The sequence below is a fragment of the Streptomyces sp. NPDC023481 genome (assembly GCF_055560195.1).
In genome coordinates this window covers 44,699-69,419 of sequence record NZ_JBVHJE010000013.1, presented here as the reverse complement: position 1 = coordinate 69,419, position 24,721 = coordinate 44,699, and the positions used below count along the sequence as shown (strand labels likewise).

Here is a 24,721-nt window from a genome sequence, read left to right as displayed (position 1 = left end):
GGAAGCCCGCCCCACTTCGCAGGAGGCACCCTTTGACTCTGGACCAGGCGCAGTTCCGCCCGGCGGGCACCCACCCCGCGTACGGCACGGAGGCCGGCACCACGGTCACGGCCGGACCGCAGGTCTGGGAGGACATGACCGTGGAGGTGGCACTGTTCGTGATGACCGCCGCCCGTACCGGTCATCTGGTCGTCTGCGACGAGGACGGTCTGTGCACCGGCCTGGTCACCCGGGCCCGGCTCACGGCCGTTCGTGACGGCTCCGGATACACGGACCGCATCCGCCTGCGTGACATCGCCGACGTCATCGCGCCCTTCGCCTCACCGCTGACCACGAGGGCCGAAGCCGAGCGTGCGATGCACAGCCGCCGGCTCGGGGCCCGGCCCGTGGTCGACGAACACGGCAACGCTCCGGGCGTCCTCGCCCTCTCCCGCTGAACCGCCCTCACGCCCCCGGCCCCGTCTTCTCGTCTCCTGGAGGCATCATGCGCTGTGTCATCGCCCGCTTCCCGTTCGACCTGACCAAGAGCGGCGTGGCGGAATCGATGAAGGGCGTCACGCCCGAGCCGGTCACCGGTGACTTCGTCATCATCGGACGACGCCACTACCCCGCCAAGCAGGTCGGCCAGGTCATCACCCGCCAGGACCGCCGTGATTTCAGCACCGGCGAAGTCCTCAGGGCCATGACCCGGCTCGGCTTCACCTGCCGCACCGGCCCCGCCGCCGCACCCGCGCCCATGGACGGCCCGTACCAGCGGGCGTCCGCAGCGCTCGGCGCTCCCCCTGTCCGCATGACGTACGGACAGGTGTGAGCCGAACCGAGCAGTGAGGCCCGACCGGCACGCCGGTCGGGCCTCACTGTGTGCCGGGTCCCGGCGGGCCAGTGGTCGGAGTGGCTGAAGTCGCCCACGGTCCAGGCACTGACGCGTCGAGCCGCGAGTGCGGGCCGCATCCGTCGAGGCCGGTCTCGCCACCAACTCGGCCTGCGGAAGCCGTGTAAGGCGCCTGGCCATGGGAAGGACCAAGGTTCCCGAGCGCGCATATCGCCCGCCTACGCCCAAGGACCGTCGATGCTTCCCGAGTTCCCCTCCCACGCATCCGCCCGCCTCGCAGATCAGCTGGAACAGAGACTGGGGCCCCCACAGTGCGAAACCGGCCGTATCGAGAGGGAGCGTGCCGCCGGCATCGCCGTCCTCGCGGCGGCCCACTCCGATGGCTACGCGGCCACCGCGCACCTCCTCGGACTGCTGGCCGCGCTCCCCGCCCCCACCGACACAGGAGAACGCTTCTGGTCGAACCTGTGGAGATCCTCGGGCACCGCCTACCTGCTGCCGACCAATATCAAGGACATGGTGCTGCGTTCGCTGACCGGAGAAGGAACCGGTCTGGCTGGACAGATCCTCTCGGCCGTCGACGAGATGACGCCTCCCCAGCGCGTTGCGGCCGCAGAGGTGATCGGCCAGGCGCTCGCCGAGTCCGACCACCTTCCTGACCTCAAAACACAGGTCATCGGCGAACTTTGGCTCCGGGACCTGGAACTCACCGCCTGGCGCGTCCTTCACGCGGACCACAAGTCGCCCGGTGCGGCCGAACGTCACGCCTTCATCGAAGCATGGACGAGTGTCTGATCCCGGCCGGGCCGGCAGACGCAAGCATCCGAACGGTTCCCCGACATGTTCGAGCAGTGACCTGTGATCGAACGGATCCGGCCATGATCCAGGCAGCGCGCCTTCACGGACGCCGTTATCGCCGCCCAGCCGAGGGGGAGGCGGGCACCCGGGGCAGGGCAGGGCGCACTTCCGACGCAGGGCGGGGGCCGTCTGGGGGGACGGCACTCGGGCACTGCTGTAGACCGAGTGGACCAGCGCCGAGGCGCACCGGGAGGCCGTGGAGGCCGGCCACCACGACGAGAGGCAGGAGATCCCCGCCGGCACCACCGGGCGCACGGTCGACCCGCCGAAGGCGGTACCTCCTCGTCCCTCCCTGTCCGTCTCGTCCCTCCTTGTGTGGCTTGCCCCTCCCTGTCCGGCCGCGGCGTCATCCGATCGTCCTGGAGCAGCCGCTGTCGGCGGCCCCGGCCCTGTCGGGAGAAGGGATCACGCAGGCGATGGATCATCCCGCCCCACTCTCCGGGTAACGTCAGGGTATGAGTCATCCGCACCCCGAGCTGAAAGCCGCCCCACCGCTTCCCGAAGGAGGGCTGCGGGTCATCGGCCTGGGCGGCCTGGGGGAGATCGGCCGCAACATGACCGTCTTCGAGTACGCCGGCAAGCTGCTGATCGTCGACTGCGGCGTACTGTTCCCCGAGGAGACCCAGCCCGGCGTGGACGTGATCCTGCCGGACTTCACCTCGATCCGGGACCGGCTGGACGACATCGTGGCCGTGGTGCTCACCCATGGTCACGAGGACCACATCGGCGGCGTGCCGTACCTGTTGCGTGAGCGGTCCGACATTCCCGTCGTCGGCTCCAAGCTGACGCTGGCGTTCCTGGAGGCCAAGCTCAAGGAACACGGCATCCGGCCGCGCACGGTGCGGGTGCGGGAAGGCGACCGGCGTAGCTTCGGGCCCTTCGACTGCGAGTTCGTGGCGGTCAACCACTCCATCCCTGACAGCTTGGCGGTCGCGATCCGCACCGGCGCCGGGATGGTGCTGCACACGGGCGACTTCAAGATGGACCAGTTCCCTCTCGACGACCGCATCACCGATCTGCGCGCCTTCGCCCGCCTCGGCGAGGAAGGTGTGGACCTGTTCCTCACCGACTCCACCAACGCCGAGGTGCCCGGCTTCACCACTTCCGAGCGTGAGCTGAATCCGGCGATCGAGCAGGTGATGCGCACCGCGCCGCGCCGGGTCATCGTCTCCAGCTTCGCCAGCCACGTGCACCGCATCCAGCAGGTCCTGGACGCCGCCCACCAGTACGGCCGCAAGGTCGCCTTCGTCGGCCGGTCGATGGTCCGCAACATGGGCATCGCCCGTGACCTGGGCTATCTGAAGGTCCCCTCCGGTCTCGTCGTCAGCACGCGGGAGCTGGAGAAGCTCCCGGACCACAAGATCACTCTGGTGTGCACCGGCTCCCAGGGCGAACCGATGGCCGCGCTGTCCCGGATGGCCAACCGCGACCACATGATCCGCATCGGCAAGGGCGACACCGTCCTGCTCGCCAGCTCCCTCATCCCCGGCAACGAGAACGCCATCTACCGGGTGATCAACGGGCTCACCCGGTGGGGTGCCCACGTGGTCCACAAGGGCAACGCCAAGGTGCACGTCTCCGGGCACGCCAGCGCCGGCGAACTCGTCTACTGCTACAACATCGTCAAGCCGCGCAACGTCATGCCCGTGCACGGCGAATGGCGCCACCTGCGGGCCAACGGCGACCTCGCCATCCGTACCGGCGTCGACCCCGACCGGGTCGTCATCGCCGAGGACGGCGTCGTCGTCGACCTCGTCGACGGGCGTGCGTCCATCACCGGCAAGGTCCCCGCCGGCAACGTCTACGTGGACGGCATGGAGGTCGGCGGCGCCACCGAAGCGTCCCTCAAGGACCGCCTCACCCTGGCCGCCGAAGGCGTGGTCACGGTGGTGGCGATCGTCGACGCGGACACCGGCGCGCTCGCCGAGGCGCCCGACTTCCTGGCCCGCGGTTTCGTCCACGACGACGCCACCTTCGAGCCGGTCGTGCCCGTCATCGAGAAGACCCTGGCCACCGCGGCCGAGGAAGGCGTCGGGGACGCGCGCCAGCTCGAACAGCTCATCGCCCGCGCCGTGGCGAACTGGGCGTTCCGCACCTATCGCCGCAAACCCCTCATCATCCCGGTCATCATCGACGCCTGAGCCACAACCCGGCAGGCGCCCGGGGGTCGGACGCCGGTGTGTACGAGGTGAAACCCGGCGACGAGTCGTTGCTGATGTCCAGCCTCGTCACCGGCTACCGGGTCGGCCCGGACGCATCGCGCCCGGGCCACCCCGGACGCGCCCGGGGTGGCCCGGTGGCGGGAACGCTGCGCCGGGCATCCCGCAGCCCTCTCCAGCAGCTGCCCTGTCGCCCGAGCAGCGACATGACGGCCACGGGGATCAGGAACGCGGACGGCCCGGTGCGCCGCGATCAGCATGACCAGGGGGCGCATCGAGTCCTTCCACGGCGCGGGTACGACCATGAGCTGCCCACGTCAGGGCGGGAATCTTGCCGGTGGCCTCGGTCGGCTGGATCTACCGAGGCCGTCACGCAGGGACTCCGTGACGGGCGAAGGCCGGACGGGCCGACGGGGCTGACAGGGCTGCCGCACGAACGGCCCTCGCGCCAGCCAGAGGTCGTTCCAAGGGCGGTCACGAGTCAGCTATTACCTGCGCGAAGGCTCCGACCGGCGTCCTCGGCTGCGTGCGCGCCCGAGGGACGGTAGGAATGGCAGAGAGAAATTCGGCTCTGATAGCGGGTATCGGATCTGCCTATGGCCAGGCCGGAATCCCTGGAAGTCGCAGGCGCTTGGGACTCCTGTCACCTCACGGACGAGGCGACGGGGCGACGGAAGGCGGTCCACCGCACCTCCGTTCGGCCCGCACTTCTCGATACGAAGGACGGCCCTCATGGGTTCTGTGGATCTGGCCGGGCGTGTGGCCCTGGTGACCGGAGCGACCAGCGGTATCGGCGCCGCGACCGCGGCGCTGCTCGCCGAGCGCGGCGCGTACGTGCTGGTCGCGGGACGCGACGCAGCACGCGGCGAGACCGTCGTCGCCGCAGTCCGGGCGCGCGGCGGCAAGGCGGACTTCGTCGCCGCCGACCTGCGGGACGCGGCTTCGGCGAGGCAGCTGGCACGCAAGGCCGCCGAGCTGGGCGGCGGCCGCGTGGACATCCTGGTCAACAGCGCGGGCATCTTCCCGTTCGGTCCGACGGCGCAGGCGTCGCCCGACGACGTGGACGCCGTCTACGACCTGAACGTGAAGGCACCGTTCCACCTGGTGGGGCAGCTCGCCCCGGCGATGGCCGAGCGCGGGCACGGGGCGATCGTCAATGTCAGCACCATGGTCGCCGAGTACGGCGTCGCGGGCATGGCGCTGTACGGCTCCAGCAAGGCGGCGGTGAACCTGCTGACCAAGGCGTGGGCCGCCGAGTTCGGCCCGCGCGGGGTCCGGGTCAACGCCGTGGAGCCCGGTCCCACCCGTACCGAGGGCACAGCCGGTATGGGCGAGGCTCTCGACGCCCTCGCCGCGCAGGCGCCGGCCGGACGGCCCGCTGAGGCGCGGGAGATCGCCGAGGCGATCGCCTATCTGGTCGGTGATGCGGCGAGTTTCGTGCAGGGCGCGATCCTGCCGGTCGACGGCGGTCGTACGGCTGTCTGAGGCGCACCGACCCCCGCGGCAGCCGACGGGTGTGCCCGCGGCGTTTCCTGTCCCCAGCGCACCCGCGAGGGACCTGACCTCAGTCGCTTTCCCACTGGGAGGGTCCGGGTCAGCTGCTCACCGAGCGGTCGAGCGCGGCGATGAACCGCCCGAGGTCACGGCGGCGCGAGTCGGCCGACCACACCGCCCAGGTGCGCCGGACCAGTGGATGCCCGACCAGTGGTGACCAGGTCACCTGGTCGGGCAGGGGCTGCTGCCAGCCTGACGGAGCCAGCGCGAAGGCCCTCCCGGAGGCGACCGCCGCCAGCTTCACCTCCGCGATCAGCACCTGCCCCTGCGGTGCCTCCGGCCCCAGGTCCAGGCCGTGCCCGCGCAGGACCGCGGTCAGCTCGTCGTACCAGGCGGGGCTGCCGGAGCGAGGAAATCCGACCCACTGCAGGCCGACGAGCGCCTCCAGCGCGATGCCGTCGGGTCCGGCGAGCTCGCCCGCCTGCTCTGCGGCCAGCAGCACACCCAGGTTCTCCCGTACGACGAGCAGCGCGTCGAACTGCGGTCCCGACGGGCGCTCGCGCAGGAAGCCGACGTCCAGTTCACCGGTGCGCAGTGCCGCCAACTGCTCCGCCGAGGACAGATGCCGCGCCTGCACATTCGTGTCCGGATGCGTCTCGGCCAGGTCGGCCAGTGCCGGATCGAGCAGCCCTGCGGGCAGTTCGAGCGGGATCCCGATCCGCAGCGCCCCGCCACCCGGCCCGGTGTACCGGGCCATCACTCGCAGGGCCTGATCGTTCCGGGCGAGCACTGCGCGCGCCTCCGCCAGCAGAGCGGTACCCGCTTCGGTGGCCCGCACCCCGGTGCTGCCGCGCACCAGCAGCCTCACCCCCAGCTGTCGCTCGAGTCCGCTGACCGTCTGGGACAGCGCGGGCTGACTCACATGCAGCCGCCGCGCAGCAGCGGACAGCCCGCCTTCCTCCACCACAGCCACGAACGCCCGTAGCTCCCGCAACTCCATGCCCCCATGCCACCATGCCGGTCGAACATGCCGCCATGCCGCCCGGCGGCACACCGGCTGCCGACGCTGGAGCGCGTCGGCGAGCTGATGAAGGTGCCGGCGCCAACCGGTTGTCGACGACAGCGGCGTTCGAAGCCTCAGCCCACCGGCTCAGGAGCTGCGACAGTCTCCCGTTGCGCCCACTCGATTCGCCTCACGCGCGGGTCAGGCGGGTCCTACGGGAGGGGGCGTTCGCAGCGCGATCATGGCGACGTCGTCATCGTTGTCGCTGGGGCGTACCTGGTCCAGCAGCAAGTCGCAGAAGGAGTCAAGGGGGCGGTGGGCGAGGGAGGCCGCGTGTCGGCGCAGCCGGTCAAGCCCGTCATCGATGGAGTGGTGCGGGGATTCGACCAGTCCGTCGGTATAGAGCAGGAGCGTGGCCTGGGGTGGCAGAACGGTGCCGGCGTCGGGGCGAGGTCTGGTGACTCCGGTTCCGAGGAGCATGCCGTGAGCCTCGTCGAGGTAGCGGGTCTGACCGTCGTGGGCGATGAGCAGGGGCGGCGGGTGACCGGCGTTCGTCCAGCGTAGGCGCCACAGTGTGTCATTCCCGAGGGTGAGTCTGGCGAGGATCACGGTGGCCATGGGTACCTCGGCTATGTGCATCACGGCATCGTCGAGCCGTGTGACGACGGCGCTGGGTGCGGCCTCGGGGTGGGACCAGGCGAAGGCGCGCAGCATGTTGCGGACCTGCGCCATGCCGGCCGCGGCGTCGAGATCGTGTCCGACGACGTCGCCGATGGCCAGTGCGTGGACGTGGGGGGCCAGAGCGAAGGCGTCGTACCAGTCACCGCCCACGGATGAGGCGTCCGGAGCGGGTACGTAGCGCGCGGTCATCTCCAGCCCGGGCAGGACCGGCAGCTGGGGCAGCAGGTGGCGTTGCATGGTCTCGGCGACTTTGCGCTGGCGCTGGTACAGGCGCGCGTTGTCCAGCGCGAGGCCCGCCCGGCGGGTGAGGTCCTCCAGCAGCGGCAGGTCGGCAGGGGTGAAGGCGCCCTGACGCTGGGCGCGGCCCAGGGTCAGGGCGCCGATTACGTCGCGCAGACCGCGAATGGGTGCGATGACGGCTGAGTGCATGCCTGTCGCGGTGAACAGGCGCTGCTGCTCGACCGCTATGCCGGAGTCGGGCGGACCCTGGTAGGTGGCGGGGCCGGCGAGGGAGGAGGCGGCGCCGCGCAGGGCCCGCGACAGGGGCATCGGTGACTCTGCCGGCACGGGAGGCATCGGGCCCTGCAGGTCGTCCCGCTCGACGAGGATGCCGTCCTTGTGCTCCATCACGAGAACGCGTCGTACTTCGTCACGCTCGGTGAGTAGGTCGAACACGGCCCAGTCCGCGAGCCGGGGCACGGTCAGGGCCGCCAGTCGGTGCAGCGCCTCGTCCGCGTCCAGGGTGGACGTGAGCTGCGTGGTCGTCTCCGCCAGCAGGGACAGGCGGTCCAGTTCCGACAGCGGCGCGGCGTGTCCGCCGTCGCGGTGACGCACCTCCGCTGACTTCGGCTCGTACAGCAGCGCCAGCGCACCTGCCCCGCCCGGACCGGGCGAGTAGGGCGTGACCAGCCAGGACAACCGGACGAGAGTGCCGTCCCCGCGGGCGAACCACTCGGTGTCGCCATGCCTGGTGTCGCCCGTGAGGAGCGTCTTCCTGATCTGGCAGCGCGTGCGCGGCACCGCGTGCCCGTATTCGTCCCGGTGCAGCAGGTCGTGGAAGTCCTGACCGATGAGGTCTGAGGCTTCCCTGCCCAGCAGGCTTTGGGCCGCGTCGTTGACCGCGACGATGAGGCCATCGTCATCGACCGCGATGGCGGACGCCCGCAGGTTCTCCAGCGTTCCGTCGAGCAGGGCGCCAGATCGCGCCTGGTGCCCGGACAGGGGCACACTTTCCCTGCCGGGAGTGGCGACGTCGTCCATGTCCCTCCTCTGTTCAAGCCCGAATTTGTTCGGGTACCCCCACCGGATGCCGGCATGCATCGAAGGGACGCAGTTGTCCGGGTGACACGACCGGCCATGGGCCGCCCAGGGGAGTGGGCTCGGCGGGTCCGGCCGGCGGGGCCGCCAGCGCGCCTTGCGACTACTTGGCAGGCCCGGCCAGCCCGGCTGAATGGCTCAGGCGGCCGAGGCGGGCCGGCAGGTCGGGTGCGGCGTCCTCGTTCGGTCCCAGGGCCGCAGCCGTCTGCTTACCGATGCTGAGCGATCCCGTTGAACTGGCGGTCGTCCTCCGGGCCGGCCGAGGATCGCACCGCGGAACAGTGGCCGTGCCGCGCCCAGTGCTGTGACCGGGAAGGTTCGCCGGCTGGCGGTCGTGGCGGACGGATGGGCTGTGGCGTCCGTTGCGGCGCATGTGCACGGCCGCGCGGCGCCCCCGGCGACCTCGATGCCGTCGGCTTTCGCCACCGCCACACCGCCACCGGGGCTGCTTTCTGGGCGCGCGTCTGAATAAAGTGACGGACCGCTGTCGATCCGGCCACATCCCGTTCGACGTCATGATGTGCGGCGCCTCGCCACACGATGACGCGACACGACCTGACGAGGAAACACGTGGATCAACTGCTGAGAGTCATGAACTTCAACGTCTCGAGTGACGGCATCGGTGCCGGTGAGCACCAGAGTCTTGAGCGGCCGTTCGGCCTCGACCATCCCGAGAGGCTGTTCGCCTGGGCCGGAGCCACGGCGAGCTGGCCCATGCGCACGGAACCCGGAGGGAGCCGGGGCCTCGACGACTACTTCACGCGAGACTTCGCACGCAACATCGGTGCCGAGATCATGGGCCGCAACAAGTTCGGGCCCCAGCGCGGGCCCTGGCACGACCACGAGTGGCGCGGCTGGTGGGGAGAGGAGCCCCCGTTCCACACGCCGGTGTTCGTCATGACCCACCACGAGCGTCCGTCGCTCACGCTCTCCGACACCACGTTCCACTTCGTCGGCGGCAGCCCGGCAACGGTCCTCGAACGGGCGCGGGAAGCGGCACAGGGCAAGGACGTCCGACTCGGCGGCGGGGTCACCACGGTCCGGCAGTTCCTCGAGGCCGACCTCGTCGACACCATGCATGTGGTGGTCTCGCCGGTGAAGCTCGGATCCGGACTACGGCTCTGGGAGTCCCCCGACGAGCTGCTGGACCGGTTCCACCTGGAGGTCGTGCCCAGCCCGAGCGGCGTGACGCACCACCTGTTCTGGCGAAGGTGACGTGAGCGCCCACTCCCGTTCAGGCCGCGGTGGTGGGAGTCGGCCGCCCGTACGGGGAAGCCGGGCCACTTGATGGACGTCTCACACCGCTGCCCGGGCAACAGCCGCTTCTGTGCCTCAACTGGTGTGGGAGGGGCCCGTGTCGGCGATCGTGAAGTGGCTGATCGTCCCGCTGAGGGACAGCAGCCGGCCCACCGTCGCGGGGAGGGGGCCGAGGAGGACGAGTCGCCGGCCGCCGGCCGCGTGCCGGCGCCTGGCGTCCAGAAGTGCGTTGAGGAGCATGCTGTCGGCGAAGGTGACCTGGGACAGGTCGATCGCCGTGGTGGGCAGCGCGGCCTGGTCGGCCGCGTCCCAGGCCGCTTCGAACTCCTCGGTGTCATCGTGGTCCGTCTCACCGCGCACCGTGATCACTAAGACCTCTTCATGGCGGGTGAGGTGCACCTTCTGCTCGGGGGCCGCATGCATGACGACATCCTCACACCGTCGGGCCGGAACCCACCAGCCACCTCGGCGGCCGGACCGGCGGAGCCGGCCGGCTGGACGGCCGGGGGTGATCCCGTCCTTCGGCCGCCGCGGCTGCGGCGGCTTCCCCCAGGGAAACGCCACCCGTTCCACGCATACCCCGAAGGGCCTTCCCAGGTGACCGGGAAGGCCCTTCGGGGAAGACGGACGCGGTCAGTGCTTGAAGACGTCCTTGGCCTTCTCCTTGGCCTCACGGGCATCCCCCGTGCTCTTCTCGGCCTGTCCTTCGGCGGCCATGCGGTCGTTCCCGATGGCGCTTCCCGCCACCTCCTTGGCCTTGCCCTCGGCCTGCTCGGTCTTCGCCTTGGCCTTCTCGCCGGCAGTCATGGAATGCGCCTCCTCGTCACTGCGGTGCCGTTCTTGCGGTAGCCCCCTCGTGCCCCGGACCACCCCGTACAAACACGTAGGGACTGCCGCGGGCCTGCGCCGGTCCGCGGGCGTGTGGCCGCCGCTTCCGCAGGTCGAGACGGGCTCAAGGACAGCTCCGGGGGGCGGCCCTAGCGTCGGGCAGGCCAGCCGCCGCATGCGAGGAGACCGCACGAGATGCGCATCCTGTTCTCAACCTACGCCGCGCGCCCCCACGTCTATCCGCTCGTGCCGACCGCATGGTCCGCGATCGCGGCGGGCCACGAGGTGCGGATCGCCAGTACGCCCGCGCTCGCCGACGCCGTCGAGCGCACCGGGATCCCCTCCGTCACCGTGGGCCGGGACATCGACGCGGCCGCCTGGTACGCGCGGGACGTGTTCCGGCCCCGCAAGGCGCACCCGGACGAGCCGGACGACGCCGCCTGGGTGCGGGTCACCGACCAGCTCGCCCTCAAGCAGTTCAGCGTCGCCGAGCACATGGTCGACGGGCTCATCGAGTACGCCCGCGCCTGGCGCCCCGACGTCATCGTGCACGACCCGGTGACGTTCGCCGGGCCCGTCGCCGCCCAGGTGCTGGGCATCCCCAGCGTCTCCCACCTCTACGGCATGGCCCGCCTGCTGCGCCTGGAGATCGCCGACCGGACCGGTACCGAGCCCCACCCGGAGTACCTGCGCCTGTTCGCACGCCACGGGGTGGAGCCGCGGGTGGACCCCACGCTGTGGATCGACCCGTGCCCGCCGAGCCTGCGCTGGCCCGGGCAGCGGGACATCGCCCGGCAGCAGATCCGCTACGTTCCCTACAACGGCCCCGGCGCCGAGCCGGACTGGCTGTTCGAACCCGCGCGCCGCCCCCGGGTCTGCGTCACCTGGGGCACCTCGCAGCAGAAGAAGATGGGCGTCGGCGTCATCGAGACGTTCGGGCGGGTCGTGCGGGCCGTCGCCGGTCTCGACGTGGAGGTGCTGCTCACCGTCGGTGCCACCGAGCAGGATCACCTGCGCCACCTCGGGGAGCTGCCCGAGAACGTGCGGCCCGTCGGCTGGGTGCCGCTGAGCATGCTCCTCGACGGCTGCGACGCCATCGTGCACACCGGCGGCACCGGTGTGATGATGACGGCCGCCGCGCAGGGCGTGCCGCAGGTCGGCATCACGAAGATCCCCGAGGGACGGTTCAACGTCGACCGGCTCGAAGCCGTCGGCGCCGGCCTGCAGATCGACCAGGACCTCCTCGACCCGGACCGCGAGGACGGCGGACAGGCCGGTTCCGACGCCGTGCGTGAGGCGGTCGCCCGTGTCCTGGCCGAGCCGGGCCTGCGCAAGGGCGCCGCCGCCCTGCGCGCCGACATCGAGGCACAGCCGCTGCCGGCGAGCGTGGTGCCGGTCATCGAGGGACTGACCACCGATGCCCACCGCTGAGACGGTCACCCCGGGGACGGGCCTCGCGGGGACGGCTGTCACGGGCACGGGCACGCGTACGGCTGTCACGGGCACGGGCACGGGTACGGCCACGGAGACGGCCGCCGGCGCGTCCTCGGCGCTCACCGCCCGCGCCGTACGCGACGCCCTCGCCCTCTCCGCGCGCGCCGACGACAGTGCCGTCACGCCCAACGACGTCTTCGAGCGGTGGTTCGCCGAGCGGCAGGCCCGGGAGGGGTTCACCGTGCGGCGGGTGCCGCTGGAGGCGATGGGCGGCTGGCACTTCGCGCCGGACACCGGGGACCTGCGGCACGACAGCGGTCACTTCTTCGCCGTCGAGGGGCTGCGTGTGCGCACCGGCGACGGCGGCCCCGGCGAGTGCTGGGAGCAGCCGGTGCTCAGCCAGCGCGAGATCGGCGTCCTCGGCTTCCTCGTCGCCGAGTTCGACGGCGTCTGGCACTTCCTGGTCCAGGCCAAGACCGAACCGGGCAACGTCAACACCGTCCACCTCGCACCGACCGTCCAGGCCACCCGGTCCAACCTGATGGGCGTCCACCAGGGGCGCGGCCCGCACCACGCCGAGCACTTCGTCGCGCCGCCCGCCGGCCGGGTGCTCGTCGACAGCCTGCAGTCCGAGCGGGGTTCCTGGTTCCTGCGCAAGCGCAACCGGCACATGGTCGTCGTCGCCGACCCGCGTGACGTCGCCGTGCACGAGGACTTCCGCTGGCTCACCCTCGGTCAGATCCGCCGGCTGCTGCGCCGCGACAACCTCGTGTCCATGGAGGCGAGTTCCGTCCTCGCCTGCCTGTCGTACGAGGTGGGGGAGGAGGCCGCCCGGGACGCCTACGGCGCCGCCCTGCTGCGCTCGCTCGCCCCCGCCGCCCCCACCGTGCACGCGACCCCCGCACTCGTCGGCGCGGTCAACGAGATCAAGGCCCGCACCCGTGTCGAGCAGCAGAGCATCCCGCTGGCCGAGGTCGGCGGGGGCTGGCGGCGGGCCGACGGCGCCCTCGGCCGGGCCGACGGGCGGTACTTCGGGATCGTCGGCGCCGAGGTGTGGGCGGCCAGCCGCGAAGTCGGCCACTGGGCGCAGCCGTTGCTGGTCCCGGCGGCGGGCGGCATCTGCGCCCTGCTGACCAGGGTCGTCGACGGCGTGCTCCACGTGCTGCTGCACGCCCGCAGCGAGGCCGGACTGCTCGACGTCGTGGAGCTGTGTCCCACCGTGCAGTGCACCCCCTCCAACCACCGGCACCGGCCCGAGCGCCAACGCCCCCGTTTCCTGCGCGAGGTGCTCGGCGCACCGCCCTCCCGTGTGCGGTACGACGTGATGGTCTCGGAGGAGGGCGCCCGCTTCGACCGGGCCGAGAACCGCTACCTCGTCGTCGAGGCACCGGACGACCTCGATGACGTACCCGACGACTACGTGTGGGTCTCCCTGGCGCAGGCCGGTGAACTCCTCGGCCGCGGCTACTTCCTGAACATGCAGGCGCGCACGCTGCTGGCCGCCCTGCACGCCATCTGGTGACCCCCGGCCCCCGGGCCTGAAGAACCAGCCGACCCGCCGACCCCTCCCCGCGGAAGGACCGACCACCGCCATGCGCGCACTCTTCGTCACCTGGGCCGCTCCCGGGCACCTCTTCCCCATGGTGCCGCTGGCCTGGGCCCTCACGGCCGCGGGCCACGACGTGCGGATCGCGGCGCCCCCCGCCTGCACCGAGGCGATCGTGGCGGCCGGCCTGCCGGCCGTCGCCGTGGGACGGCCCGTCGACCTCAAGTCGGCCGGGAACAGGGACGACTTCAGGGCCTGGTACGAGGGGACCTGGCCGGCCGGCTGGGCGACCCGCCCGGAGCTGCTGAACGACGCCCAGGCGCGCACCCTGCGCGCCGCGACCACCCGGCAGACGCTCGTCGCCGACGCCATGCTGGACGACCTCGTCGCGTTCACCGGCACCTGGCGGCCCGACCTCGTCGTGCACGACCCGCTGTGCCTGGCCGGACCGGTGATCGCCGCGGTGTGCGGGGTGCCGAGCCTCGCCCACGGCTGGGAGGTCGGTACGGTCACCGGCACCGACCGCGACCCGCGCACCGGCGACCAACTCCCCGCGTACCTCGGCCTGTTCGAGAAGTACGGGGCCGAGCCGCGGGCCGCCACCGCCACCCTGATCGACCCCGCGCCGCCCAGCACCTCGCTCGGCGACTCGCTGCCGGTGCGCCGCGTCCCGATCCGCCACGTCCCCTACAACGGGCCCGGCGCCGTACCCCCGGCCCCCGCCGGACCGCGCACCGCACCCCGCATCGTCTTCACCACCGGAGTCGCCCTCGGCCGCACCGACACCGGCGCCGTCACCCGGGCCCTCGCCGACATGCTGGAGACGACCCGCGGCCTGGACGCCGACCTCGTCCTCGCCGTCGGCGCCGGCCAGCGGGAGCTGCTGCCCCCGCTGCCGGAGCGGGTCCGGGTCGCCGAGGCCGTACCGATGCACCTGCTGCTCGCCCGGGCGGACGCGGTCGTGCACCACGGCGGCGCCGGGACCGCCCTGGCCGCCGTGCACGCCGGTATCCCGCAACTGGTGCTGCCGCGCTCACCGATCTACTCCGAGACCGGGCACCGTATCGCCGCGAGCGGCGCGGGCACCGTCCTCGTCGGCGACCACCAGCACCCCGCGACGGCGGCCCCGGCACTGGCCGCGCTGCTCGGCGACGGCCCGCACCGCACCGCGCTCACGGCACTGCGCGCGGAGCTGGACACCCTGCCCAGCCCCGCCGAGGTGGCCCTCCACATCGAGGAGTTGCTGCCCCTCCCCGCCGCCGTATGACGACCCTTCCTCCTCCTCCGCACCGAAAGACAGGTCCCGGCATGACCGCCACCTCGTATCTGATCGCCGCCGCGGGCATCCCCAACTACGGTGACGAGGTCATCGTCGCGGGCTGGCTGCGGCACCTCGCCCGCACCGCCCCCGACCGTGACGTCGTCCTCGACTGCGTGCACCCCGAGCGGGCCCGGCAGACGCTCGGCGGGCTGCACCCGCGGGTGACGTTCACCGACACCCTGTGGCGGCTCTCCCGCGCCCCCGGCCGCCCCGGCCCGGCCGAGGCGGTGGCGCGTGTCGAACGCGCCGTACTCGCCCCCGACGCCGAACAGGACCCGGGGCTCAGGCGGTTGCTCACCGCCGACGTCGTCCATCTGCTCGGCGGCGGCTACGTCAACGGGCTGTGCCCCCAGCACCTCGGGCTCGTCGCCGGCGCCGGCGCGGCCGTACGCCGCTCGGGCGGGCGCGCCGCGCTCACCGGGCTCGGCCTGTGGCCCGCGTTCGACGACGACGGCAGCGCGCTGCGCCGCGCCGTGGAACCGTTCACCGTGCTCGACGTGCGCGACGAGGTGTCCCTGCGGGGCCTGGACCGCCCCGACGCCCGGTGCACCGGCGACGACCTCTTCCTCGACCTCGGGCCGCACCTGTACCGGCCGCGGGAGGAGGAGCTGCCGCCGGTGATGGTCTGCGCGCAGACCGTGGAACTCCTCGACTTCGCCGTCAAGGCCGTGGAGGCGTGGGGCGAGTCCGGCGGTGGCGGCGAACGGATCGGCATCGTCGAGTGCGACCCCGGCGACGACCACGAGGTGTTCGCCGAGGCCGTCCGGCGCTGGCCCGCCGCCCGCGCCTACAGCGCGGAGTCGCTGCTCGCGGACGGGTTCCCGGCCACCGCCGGACAGGCCTGGATCACCTCGCGCTTCCACCCGCACCTGGTCGCCGCCGCGGCCGGCGCCGCCGGCATCGCCCTCGACCACGGGCCCGCCGGGTACTACGCGGTCAAGCACCGCTCCCTCGTCGACGGCGGCTCGGGCTGGCGGATCAGCGGGGGCACGGACCTGCCCGAGAGGCCCGAGGGCACGGGCTTCTCCCGGGCCCGCCAGGAGGAGCTGCGCACCGTCAAGCAGCGCATCGCCGAGGAGATCCACTCGTGACAGCCGTGTCCGACGAGGCTTCGGTGACGGGTACGGCCGACGCGGGGGCCGAGCTGGAGCGGCGGCTCGGGGATCCGTGGGACCCGGCGGGGCCGTACGGGTTCCGGGCGCTGCTGGAGGCGGAGGAGCGGTCGGAACTCCTCCCGGCCGCCGAGGAGGTGCTCAGCGCGTCCGGGTTCGGCGCGCACCTGGTGCCGGCCGCCCTCGGCGGGCGCCTGACCCGGGCCGACGAACTGGCGCGGGCCGTGCGGCCCGTCTTCCGCCGCGACCTGGCGCTCGGATTCGGCTACGGCATCACGTCCCTGTTCGCCGCGTCCGCCGTGTGGGCGGCGGGGTCGCAGGAGCAGCGCGCCCACCTGGCCGGCCTGCTGTGCGGCGGCGGCCGCGTGGCCATCGTGCACCACAACCTGGCCCACGGCAGCGCCGTCCTGCGCGGCGAACTCTCCGCGCGGCGAAGGAGGTCGGGCGGATACGCCCTCAGCGGACGCAAGGACATGGTGATCAACGCCGAGCGGGCCGACGCCCTCGTCGTCTACGCCCGCACCGCCGACGCCCCGGCCCCCGGCCGCGGCACCCACTCCGTGCTCCTCGTCGACCCCGCCGCACTGCCCGAGAGTGCCGCGCGCCGGCTGCCGCGCAAGCTCACGGGGGGCATGCGCGGTTGCCACTTCTCGGGCTTCGACTTCGACGACTGCACCGTCCCGGACGGCGCCCTGGTCGGTGCGGAGGGCGACGGCGTCCGGCTCGCGCTGCGCACCTTCCAGCTCAACCGGGCCCTGATCCCGGCCGCCGCTATCGCCTCCGTCGACACCACGCTGCGCGGCGCCGTACGAGCCCAACTGGGGCGCGGCAACGGCGACTTCGGGCGGCACGGGCCGCTGCTCGCCGGTGTCTTCGCGGACCTGCTGGCCTGCGACGCGCTCGCCTCGGCGGCCCTGCGCTCCCTGCACCTGCTCCCCGGCAGCGCCCACCTGGCCGCCGCCGCGGCCAAGTACCTGGTACCCGAGCTGCTGCGGGACGACGTCGAGGCGCTCACCACCGTGCTCGCCGCCGACAGCGCGGACCCGGCGCTGCCGCTCACCCGGGCGCTCTCCGCCAAGCTGCTGCGGGACCTGCCGGCCGCCGGGCTCGGTCACGCGGGCACCGCTGCCTGCCAGGCCGTCATCGCACCCCAGCTCCCGCTGCTCGCCCGGGCGTCCTGGTTCCGCGCGGCCGAGCCGCCCGACGCCGTCCTGCGGCCCCACGGCGACCTGCCCCCGCTCGACCTCGGCGCGCTCGCCGTGGCCGGCGGCGACGACTTCCTCGCCGCCGCCCTGAACGCCACCGCCGGGCGGCTGCGCGACCGCCGCGACCAGGGGTCGTACGAGCGCGCACTCGCCGCGTACGCGCGCGGCTTCACCGGCGAGCTGTGGGCCCTGCACGACCGCTGCGCCACCCTGCCGCTCGGCGCCCGGCCCGACCTGAGCAGCCCCGAGTGGTGCGCGCTCGTCGACCGGTACGCGCTGCTCTCGGCGGCCGGAGCGGTACTCGCCCTGTGGGAACGCTGCCGTGACGACGGCACGTTCACCGGGGATCCGGCCTGGGTCCTGCTCGCCCTGAGCAGGCTCGCGGCCCGTCTCGGACTCGACCTGCCGGACCCACCGGAAGGTTGCGCGGCCCGGGTGCTGGCGGAGGTGGTGGCGCGGCTCCGTGCGGGGACCGGCTACGACCTGCACCGCACGCCCCTGGCGGAAGGAGAGGACCTGCCATGACCCACACCCTGACCCCCACCATGACGGACCCGGCGACGGACCCGGCGGCCGGCACCGCCCCACCGGCCCTCGCGGTCGGCGAGCCCCTGTACGTCCCCGGCATCGAAGGCCCGTGGGCCCCCGTGCGGCAGGCCCTGCGCTGGCACGGGCACGCGGTGGTGCACGGGCACTGGCAGCGCTGGCTGCCCGCCGCGCTCGCCGACCCCGAGCTGCGCAACCTGCTCGGCGGCCGCGACTGGGAGCGGTTCAGCGGGCTGACCGACCCCACGGCCCGCTCCCGGTTCGCCGCGTCCCGGCTGCTGGTGCGGCACGCGGTCGGCGCGGCGCTGAGCGTCGACCCGGGGTCCGTCGAGCTGAGCTACAAACCGGGCGGCCGGCCCTACATCCGGGGCTGCGGCCAGATCGAGCTGAGCCTGAGCCACACCCGGGACCTGATCGTCGTCGCTCTCAGCGGCCGCGGCCGGATCGGCGTCGACACCGAACTGTCCGACCGGCGCATCCGCTACGCCGCCGTCGAGCGCAGCCTGTGCAGCCCCGCCGAACGCACCCGGCTCGCCCGCCTGGACGAGGCCGCGCGCAACCGGGAACTGCTGCGCATCTGGACCCTCAAGGAGGCCTACACCAAGGCGCTCGGGCAGGGCATGCGGCTCGGCTTCCACCAGTTCGGCTTCGGCGCCGACGGGGAACTGTGCGGTCCCGACGGCCGGCCGTCCAGCCACGGCGAGTGGGGCTTCGGCACGCACTGGCTGCCCGACGGCTATCTGGTCAGCGTGGCCCGCCAGGACGCGGGGCTCGGCGACAGCGGCGGCGTGGACGGTGCCGACACCGGCGTCGCGACGATGCTCGACGAAGGCTTCATGGGCGAGATCGTCGAACTGCTCGGCCCGGCGGGCGACCGGCCGGGCGGCCGGACGGACGGCCGGCGGACCGACCAGGGGGCGGCCCCGGCCCGAGATGGCGGACCGGCGCGCACGCAGGTGCATAATCGGACCTCTGAACGCCGTCCACATGGCCGAGAATGATTGCTCGGTCGTCGCGCGCCGAGTGGGGGACTCGACTTGATCCGCATTCTCATCGCCGAAGACATGCATATGCTGCGCCGCGCCCTGGTCTCGCTCCTCGAACTGGAGGACGACCTGGACGTCGTGGCCGAGCTGGCCTCCGGCGCGGAGATCGTGCCGACGGCGCAGAAGCTGCGGCCGGATGTCGCCGTCCTGGACATCGACCTGCCCGGCACCGACGGCATCACCGCCGCCGAGGCCCTGCACGCGACCGTGCCCGAGTGCAGGGTGCTGATCCTCACCAGCCTGGGCCGCCCGGGCAACCTGCGCCGGGCGCTGTCCGCGCACGCCTCCGGTTTCATGCTCAAGGACGCCGAGCCGGACCAGCTGTGCGAGGCGGTGCGCAAGGTGGCGGCCGGAGAGCGGGTGATCGACCCGCAGCTCGCCCTGTCCGCCCTGGACGCGGGCGTCTCGCCGCTCACCGAGCGGGAGGCCGAGGTGCTGCGGCTCGCCGCCGAGGGCGAGGAGCCCGCGCAGATCGCGCACAAGCTGTACCTGTCGGCGGGCACGGTCCGCAACTACCTGACGACCGTGGTCACCAAGCTGGGTGCCCGCAACCGCGTCGACGCGATCCGCATCGCCCGGGACTCCGGCTGGCTGTGACCTCACGCCGCGACCACCTCCCGGCCGAGGTCCGGGGCCAGGTCGAGGCCGAGGTCGTCGGCGTCGTCCCGGGCGGGTGCGTGCTGCGCGTCGTGCGGCACCCGCGCCGTCAGGGTGAACGTTCCGCCCCGGTGGGCGACCTCCAGGGTGCCGCGGAGCCGGTGCAGCCGGGTGGTCAGGTTGCCGATCCCGGAGCCCGCGTCGTCGGGCCGTGGATCCCCCGTGGCCGCACCGTCGTTGGCCACGCACAGCACGACCGTGCCGGCTCCGGCGTCCACCGTGGAGATCCGGCACTCCTGCGGCTGGCTGTGCCGCAGCGCGTTCGTCAGGGCCTCGCGCAGCACGGTCGCCAGCACCGTGTCGGCGGCGGGGCTGAGCGGGGCCGTGTGGCCGAGGTCGAGGACCGCGCGGATCCCGGCGGCCGTCAGCAGCGACACCGCCGAACAGGCCTCGTCGGCCAGTGACATGGGGCGGTATCCCCGGGCGACCGTCCGTACGTCCGCGAGCGCCTGCCGGCTGGTGGTCAGCACGTCCCCGATCTCCGCGCGCGCCTGCTCCGGGCGGCGCAGGGCGAGCCGCTTCGCCAGTTCGCACTTCAGCGTGATGGTCGACAGGCTGTAGCCCAGCAGGTCGTGCAGATCCCGGGCGAAACGCAGCCGCTCGCTGACCACGGCGAGCCTGGCCTGCTCCGCCCGGGTGCGGTGCGCCTCCTCGACCAGGTCGCGCAGGCGGGAGAGGCCGTAGACGACGAGGCCGGTCATGGCGGTCATGAAGAGCTGGTAGGAGAACTGGGCGATGTCCGTGAGGCCGAGGTGGTAAAGGGCCACCTGGTTGCTGACAACGATTCCCGCGTACGTCAGCCAGGACAGGGGCCGGGGGAGGACCAGCAGGGCGGTGCCCGCGGCCATACCGGAGGAGTCCTCCCAGTCGGCTCCGAGGAAGGCGAGCGGGACGAAGGCGAGCAGCAGTTGGGCGACGAGAACGGCGCGCCGGAGTGTGCTGGCAGGGGGTGCTGTGGAGAAGGTCTGCCAGGCTTGGAACAACACGCCGGCCGTGATGAGAGCGGTGGCGGCCGCGAGGCGACCGCCGGTCACGCCGTTGGAGGATGTGTTGGTAAATCCTTGAAGGAAGTAGGCGGCGAGGATAGCGATGGTCAGGGCCTTGGCAATCCGCACGGCGGGCACGGTGGCGCGAGTTCCGCTCCGGGGACCGGTGTTCACCGGTTGCTCCACGAGATCGGCTTCGGGGACGGCGGGGACGCGGACGACGAGATGGAACCAGTCGTCTCGGCGACGTGTGACGAGGGTGCCGGAGAGACGCTCGACGCGGTCCGCCAGGGAGGCGAGCGCACCGGCGTCGTTGCGGTGATGGTCCGTCTGGTCCCGCACTCCGTCATTGAGGACCTTGAGCGTCACGGTGCCGCCGCCGTCCGACACGGCCAGGGAGACGGTGCAACGTTCCGCGTTGCTGTGCCGCAGCACGTTGGTGAGCCCCTCACGCAGCACCCCGGCCAGCACGGTCTCGGTCGCCGGCGCGAGCCTCGGGAGTTCGGCCAGGCGCAGGGTCGTAGCGATGCCGTCCGCGGTGAGCACCGACCGCGCCGACTCCAGGACCTCGGTCAACGACAGGGGCCGGTAGCTGCGCGCCACGGAACGGACGTCCGCGAGGGCCTTGCGGCTGGTGGCGAGCACCTCGGCGATTTCGTCGCGGGCCTGCTCGGTGCGAGTCGGCAGGAGGCGTGCGGCTAGCTCGGACTTGAGAGTGATCGTGGAAAGGCTGATGCCGAGCAGGTCGTCCAGATCGCGGGCGAAACACAGGCGTTCGGCGGCGACCGCCTGACGGGAGAGTTCGAGGCGGGCGCGATGGACCTCTGAGATGAGATGGGAGTAGCGGGAGAATCCGTACAGAATGGTGACGTTGAGGGCCACTTCCACCAGTCCGTACCAGAAGTCGTAGCCGTCACCCAGGAGGACGGACGCCCCTTCCATGCCGGCGATGGCCACAATGCTCACCGGCCATGCCACGGCGGGCGGCAGTGTCAGCAGGGCCGATGCGGCGAAGAGTTGCGGCATGCCGAGGAACGCCTGACCGAACACGAGCATCGGCGCGAACGAGAGCACGGCCTGCGCGGCCAGCGTCAGGTAGCGAGCTCTGTACGGCAGGGGAAACAGATCGGGGAACGAATGGGACAGTTGGAGGCAGAAGAGCAGGGCGAAACAAGCTCCCGCAAGCAGCAGGTGGCCGGCCGGAGGATGCTCGTCGACCACGAACGCCATGTCGATGGCGCAGAAGCCGAAGGCGATCGCGACGGTACCGGCCATCGAGAGGCGCATCGGCGCGTCCTCGTGCACCGCCCGGATCAGGTTCGCGCCCCTACTGCCCTTGGACACACTCCTCAACGTTCCCCCCGCTTGTGTTCTGCGAGCGGAATGGTCACTCCGCCCAGGCCGTGCCAGCCTAGCTGGGCGCTTTGCTGAGTTGAATTACTCGAATAGGCCTTGACCTGTGGTTTAGTTTCACAAGACAGAAACTTTGCTGCATGCAAATAGGCCACCGCGGCGCGTGCCGCGGCGGAGGTGGGCATGGCGTCGCGGTGGCGGAGCCCGTCGAGTAAGGCCAGGGCACGGGGGCCGTGGAACTGCGCGCGGTAGCGCGACGCCGCCGACTCCAAGGATGCGCCGTAGGAGCGCCTGAGCACTGTGCCGACCAGTCTGAGCACCTGCCCGGGCGCCGGCTCCAGCGGGCGCGGGGCGAGCCTCGCTCCCTGGCGAACGGGAACGAAGGAGAGCAGCGGCCTACCGCCCGCATCGAGAGTGCGCACGGTCAGACCGCCCAATGTCTCCAGATCCTGCACGAGTTGGCGGGCCGTGGCGCCGGGAGCGTCCTCCGGGGTGTCGTACGCCGGGAAGTCGGGCACCACGTTGCGCAGGGTGACCGCGCCGAGCTGCATCCGCCGCACCGCTTCGCGCAGCGGCCTGCTGGGCTCCTCGACGCGCAGACTCCGCCCCGCCCGGCTCAGGACCAGGGGATCGCCTGGACCGGTGCCGAGGTCGACCTCGACGTCCTCCAGCAGGGACCAGTACTCGGCGAGTTGCGGAGCGCCGAGGCTGCTGATGCTCATGGTGACCTCCTTCCCGGGCGCGGGGTGGGCAGTGGACGGGTGCGGGGTTGCGGTCAGAGGAACAAGGATCAGAGGAACAAGGGATACGGGTTGAGGCCGTCGTAGGGGGTCGGCTCGGTGAGCAGCCCGCGGGCCACCGGCGCGTCGAAGAGCCGGCCGGGGGCGAAGCGCGGCCAGTGCGGGCGCAGGCCCGGCACCACCACCTTCACCACCGGCAGGCCCACGTCCGGCCGGGTCTGGTCGAGCACGAGCATCTCCAGGCCCTGGCCGCCGAGCAGGTCGCGCAGCGCCTCCACGTCGTCGAGCAGGTCGGTACGGGAGACGTAGGCGTGGGTGCCGGGGGTGGTGGCCGGGCGGGCCGGATCCGCGGTGACGTAGGGCTGGTTCTCGGTGGTCGCGGTGTGCAGCCAGTCCAGGGTGAGCGGGTCGCGTACGTCGTAGCCGGAGCCGTCGGGAGCGGCGAGGGCCACCGGGGGCAGCAGCTGGTTCAGCTCGGTCAGCGCGCGCCGCAGCGCGACGCGCGGGTCGAGGTGGGCGCCGAAGCCGAACATCAGGTCCTGCGCGGGCTTGTCGGTGCGCCGCGAGACCGCCGCGAACACCGGGACGCCCAGGTCACTGGTCAGATCGAGGGCCCACACCTCGCGGTACAACGAGGCGTGTACAGTGCGCAGTTGCTTCGTCCAGTCGTCCGCGAACGCGTCCAGGTCGACGCCGGGCAGACGCAACCGGTTGTACCACCACTGCGCCACCGCGTCGCGCTCGATCAGCTCCAGCGTGCCCTGGAGCACGGCGTCCTCCAGGGTGCCGCCGGCGGCGGCGCCGTTGGAGGTGCCCATGCAGTAGGCGGCGCCCTCGCGCTGCGGGACGTCGTAGTAGAGGAACGCGGTCGGCAGCAGCTTGTGCCGGTGCTCGGTCAGCGACCACACCGGCGTCCAGTCGATCTCGGCGTCGTCGGGCAGCGGGTCGCAGATCTGGTGCGCGGGGGAGTGGGCCGCGTTCCACTCGGCCCGGCCGGCGAACTGCCGCCGGTCGTAGAGCTGTACGGCGTCCGGGTGGATCGCGTCGGCGGCGAGCGAGCGATAACTGCCGTGCACGGTCGGCTCGTCACCCTGGAAGTAGCCGGAGCAGCGTTCCAGTGCCTCCGCCAGGGCGCCCGTGCGGGCCTGCAGAGCGGTGGTGCCCTTGCCGCCGCAGGTGGCGCGCAGTCCCGTCCGCAGTCCGGCGGCGCCGTTCGGCGAGGCGACCGGGTTGAGGCCCGCGTGGAAGGAGTTGAGGAAGGCGGGGCCGCGCGAGTCCTGCCGTATGTCCCTGACGAGTCCCGTCACCTCGTCCACGAGGTGGCCGTAGCGGGCCTGGAGCTGGTCCGGGGTGAGGGCACGGTGGCCACCGCCCGTCGTGTCCGTCTTCGTACGGCGTCGCAGTCGCAGCGGCGCCTTCACTCGTGCCGCGACCAGGCCGGGGTCGCCGCACGACGCGCACTGCGGACGGCGCGGCACCGGGTGGTGCGCGGACTCCATCGTCAGCGTGTTCAGGACCCACAGCGAGCGCTGCCCGGGATGCCGGTACCCCGCGAGCCACTTGACGGCTTCCAGAGCGGCCAGGCCGAGGCCCGACCGGCTCGCCGCGGGCAGCGCGCAGTGGGGCCGGGGCAGCGGGCCGGTACGACCCAGCGCCCGCTGGATGTGCGCCTCGATCTGCCGGCCGCGCCAGAGCCGGTCCGCGAGACAGGACCAGCAGGCGCGCTCAGATACTCCGAGAAAGGGTCCCACATGGACTTCGGTGCCGTGGGCCAGCACCGGGAGCCAGGGGCGCCCGGCCGCGCGGTGCTCCTCGTCGACGGCGCGCAGCGCCGGATCGAGGTAGTCGTCGCACAGGACGACGCTGAGGTCGGCCTCGACGGCGTCCGAGTCGGTCAGGGTCAGACCCGCGTCCGTGAGAGCCGGACGCAGCGTGCTGCGTGCCTGCTCCGGGCCGGAGGTGCCCACGGCGAGGGCGCGCACGGTGGCCGTGGCGCGTGCGTGCGCGGCCTGTGCGCCGTCCAGGTCGGCCGCTGCCCAGTACGCCAACTCACCGTTGTCGCCATGGGTGTCGGCTGGGACCCGGCTCGTGACGAGGCCGGCCGCGCGGAGCCGGCCGATGACATCCCGGGTCCGTTCGGCGCCGAGGGTGCCGTCTGCCTGGCGGACCAGTTCGGCCATGTTCCGCGTCCCGTCCAGGAGCGGGGCGAGCCGGGCGATGTGCTGCCCGTGCAGCGCCGTAGCCCGTGAGCCGGCGAGGACGTAGACGGCCTCGCCGGGCACGTGTTCCACGTGCAGATGCGGGCGGAAGCCCAGCAGCGCCGTGTCACTTCCCCCTGTTGCCATG

The 24,721-nt window shown here is 72.4% G+C and carries 20 protein-coding genes; 13 read left to right on the top strand and 7 right to left on the bottom strand.

Annotation, left to right across the window (positions count from 1 at the left end):
* Positions 1-32 precede the first annotated feature (32 nt).
* The 5 genes from ACZ3ZD_RS24380 (at position 33) to ACZ3ZD_RS24360 (ending at position 5,334) form a co-directional block, all read left to right on the top strand.
* On the top strand, positions 33-437 hold the full coding sequence (locus ACZ3ZD_RS24380) for a CBS domain-containing protein (protein WP_467401023.1): 405 nt from the start codon (positions 33-35) through the stop codon (positions 435-437).
* A gap of 47 nt (positions 438-484) precedes the next feature.
* Positions 485-811 carry an SCO5918 family protein gene (locus tag ACZ3ZD_RS24375; protein ID WP_467401021.1) on the top strand — a complete coding sequence of 109 codons (327 nt, stop codon included), beginning with the start codon at positions 485-487 and terminating at the stop codon, positions 809-811.
* Positions 812-1,069: 258 nt separating this feature from the next.
* A complete protein-coding gene (locus tag ACZ3ZD_RS24370; protein WP_467401018.1) occupies positions 1,070-1,627 on the top strand; it encodes a hypothetical protein in 558 nt (185 codons plus the stop codon).
* A gap of 518 nt (positions 1,628-2,145) precedes the next feature.
* On the top strand, positions 2,146-3,831 hold the full coding sequence (locus ACZ3ZD_RS24365; protein ID WP_467401015.1) for a ribonuclease J: 1,686 nt from the start codon (positions 2,146-2,148) through the stop codon (positions 3,829-3,831).
* A 750-nt stretch (positions 3,832-4,581) separates the two neighbouring features.
* Entirely contained in the window at positions 4,582-5,334 is a 753-nt protein-coding gene (locus ACZ3ZD_RS24360; protein WP_467401012.1) for an SDR family NAD(P)-dependent oxidoreductase, read from the top strand.
* A gap of 109 nt (positions 5,335-5,443) precedes the next feature.
* Here ACZ3ZD_RS24360 and ACZ3ZD_RS24355 read toward each other — a convergent pair whose 3' ends face one another.
* Both ACZ3ZD_RS24355 and ACZ3ZD_RS24350 read right to left on the bottom strand, forming a co-directional pair.
* Positions 5,444-6,343, bottom strand: a complete 900-nt coding sequence (locus ACZ3ZD_RS24355) for a LysR family transcriptional regulator (RefSeq protein ID WP_467401010.1) — start codon at positions 6,341-6,343, stop codon at positions 5,444-5,446.
* Positions 6,344-6,547: 204 nt separating this feature from the next.
* Positions 6,548-8,287 (bottom strand): SpoIIE family protein phosphatase, encoded by a 1,740-nt coding sequence (locus ACZ3ZD_RS24350; RefSeq protein WP_467401008.1) that lies wholly within the window; start codon positions 8,285-8,287, stop codon positions 6,548-6,550.
* A 627-nt stretch (positions 8,288-8,914) separates the two neighbouring features.
* On the opposite strand from ACZ3ZD_RS24350, the gene ACZ3ZD_RS24345 reads away from it, so the two are divergent.
* Positions 8,915-9,559, top strand: coding sequence for a dihydrofolate reductase family protein (locus tag ACZ3ZD_RS24345; protein WP_467401005.1), 645 nt, complete (start codon positions 8,915-8,917; stop codon positions 9,557-9,559).
* Positions 9,560-9,676: 117 nt separating this feature from the next.
* Here the strand turns inward: ACZ3ZD_RS24345 and ACZ3ZD_RS24340 are convergent, their stop codons facing one another.
* The gene (locus ACZ3ZD_RS24340) at positions 9,677-10,024 is read right to left on the bottom strand and encodes an STAS domain-containing protein (protein WP_467401003.1); all 348 of its coding nucleotides are present in this window, start codon (positions 10,022-10,024) and stop codon (positions 9,677-9,679) included.
* Positions 10,025-10,234: 210 nt separating this feature from the next.
* Positions 10,235-10,408, bottom strand: a complete 174-nt coding sequence (locus tag ACZ3ZD_RS24335) for a CsbD family protein (RefSeq protein ID WP_467400999.1) — start codon at positions 10,406-10,408, stop codon at positions 10,235-10,237.
* A 216-nt stretch (positions 10,409-10,624) separates the two neighbouring features.
* Here ACZ3ZD_RS24335 and ACZ3ZD_RS24330 point away from each other — a divergent pair, with 216 nt between their 5' ends.
* From ACZ3ZD_RS24330 to ACZ3ZD_RS24300, 7 genes are all read left to right on the top strand, one after another.
* Positions 10,625-11,860 carry a nucleotide disphospho-sugar-binding domain-containing protein gene (locus ACZ3ZD_RS24330; protein ID WP_467400997.1) on the top strand — a complete coding sequence of 412 codons (1,236 nt, stop codon included), beginning with the start codon at positions 10,625-10,627 and terminating at the stop codon, positions 11,858-11,860.
* Entirely contained in the window at positions 11,847-13,385 is a 1,539-nt protein-coding gene (locus tag ACZ3ZD_RS24325; protein ID WP_467400994.1) for an NDP-hexose 2,3-dehydratase family protein, read from the top strand. Before ACZ3ZD_RS24330 ends, ACZ3ZD_RS24325 begins: the two co-directional genes overlap by 14 nt.
* Positions 13,386-13,455: 70 nt before the next feature.
* Positions 13,456-14,676, top strand: a complete 1,221-nt coding sequence (locus ACZ3ZD_RS24320; protein WP_467400991.1) for a nucleotide disphospho-sugar-binding domain-containing protein — start codon at positions 13,456-13,458, stop codon at positions 14,674-14,676.
* 41 nt (positions 14,677-14,717) lie between these two features.
* Complete coding sequence (locus tag ACZ3ZD_RS24315; RefSeq protein ID WP_467400988.1) at positions 14,718-15,821, top strand: polysaccharide pyruvyl transferase family protein; 1,104 nt, start codon at positions 14,718-14,720, stop codon at positions 15,819-15,821.
* Positions 15,818-17,572, top strand: coding sequence for an acyl-CoA dehydrogenase (locus ACZ3ZD_RS24310; protein WP_467400986.1), 1,755 nt, complete (start codon positions 15,818-15,820; stop codon positions 17,570-17,572). The genes ACZ3ZD_RS24315 and ACZ3ZD_RS24310 overlap by 4 nt, the downstream gene beginning before the upstream one ends.
* The gene (locus tag ACZ3ZD_RS24305; RefSeq protein ID WP_467400984.1) at positions 17,569-18,594 is read left to right on the top strand and encodes a 4'-phosphopantetheinyl transferase family protein; all 1,026 of its coding nucleotides are present in this window, start codon (positions 17,569-17,571) and stop codon (positions 18,592-18,594) included. The genes ACZ3ZD_RS24310 and ACZ3ZD_RS24305 overlap by 4 nt, the downstream gene beginning before the upstream one ends.
* A gap of 36 nt (positions 18,595-18,630) precedes the next feature.
* Positions 18,631-19,236: a response regulator transcription factor gene (locus ACZ3ZD_RS24300; protein WP_467400981.1), complete on the top strand. Its 606-nt coding sequence runs from the start codon at positions 18,631-18,633 to the stop codon at positions 19,234-19,236.
* Positions 19,237-19,238: 2 nt separating this feature from the next.
* Here the strand turns inward: ACZ3ZD_RS24300 and ACZ3ZD_RS24295 are convergent, their stop codons facing one another.
* The 3 genes from ACZ3ZD_RS24295 to ACZ3ZD_RS24285 all read right to left on the bottom strand — a co-directional run bounded on the left by ACZ3ZD_RS24295 (position 19,239) and on the right by ACZ3ZD_RS24285 (position 24,720).
* Positions 19,239-21,626, bottom strand: coding sequence for a sensor histidine kinase (locus ACZ3ZD_RS24295; protein ID WP_467400979.1), 2,388 nt, complete (start codon positions 21,624-21,626; stop codon positions 19,239-19,241).
* Positions 21,627-21,631: 5 nt separating this feature from the next.
* Positions 21,632-22,357 carry a hypothetical protein gene (locus ACZ3ZD_RS24290; RefSeq protein ID WP_467400976.1) on the bottom strand — a complete coding sequence of 242 codons (726 nt, stop codon included), beginning with the start codon at positions 22,355-22,357 and terminating at the stop codon, positions 21,632-21,634.
* A 68-nt stretch (positions 22,358-22,425) separates the two neighbouring features.
* On the bottom strand, positions 22,426-24,720 hold the full coding sequence (locus ACZ3ZD_RS24285; protein ID WP_467400974.1) for a TOMM precursor leader peptide-binding protein: 2,295 nt from the start codon (positions 24,718-24,720) through the stop codon (positions 22,426-22,428).
* Position 24,721: the final 1 nt, after the last annotated feature.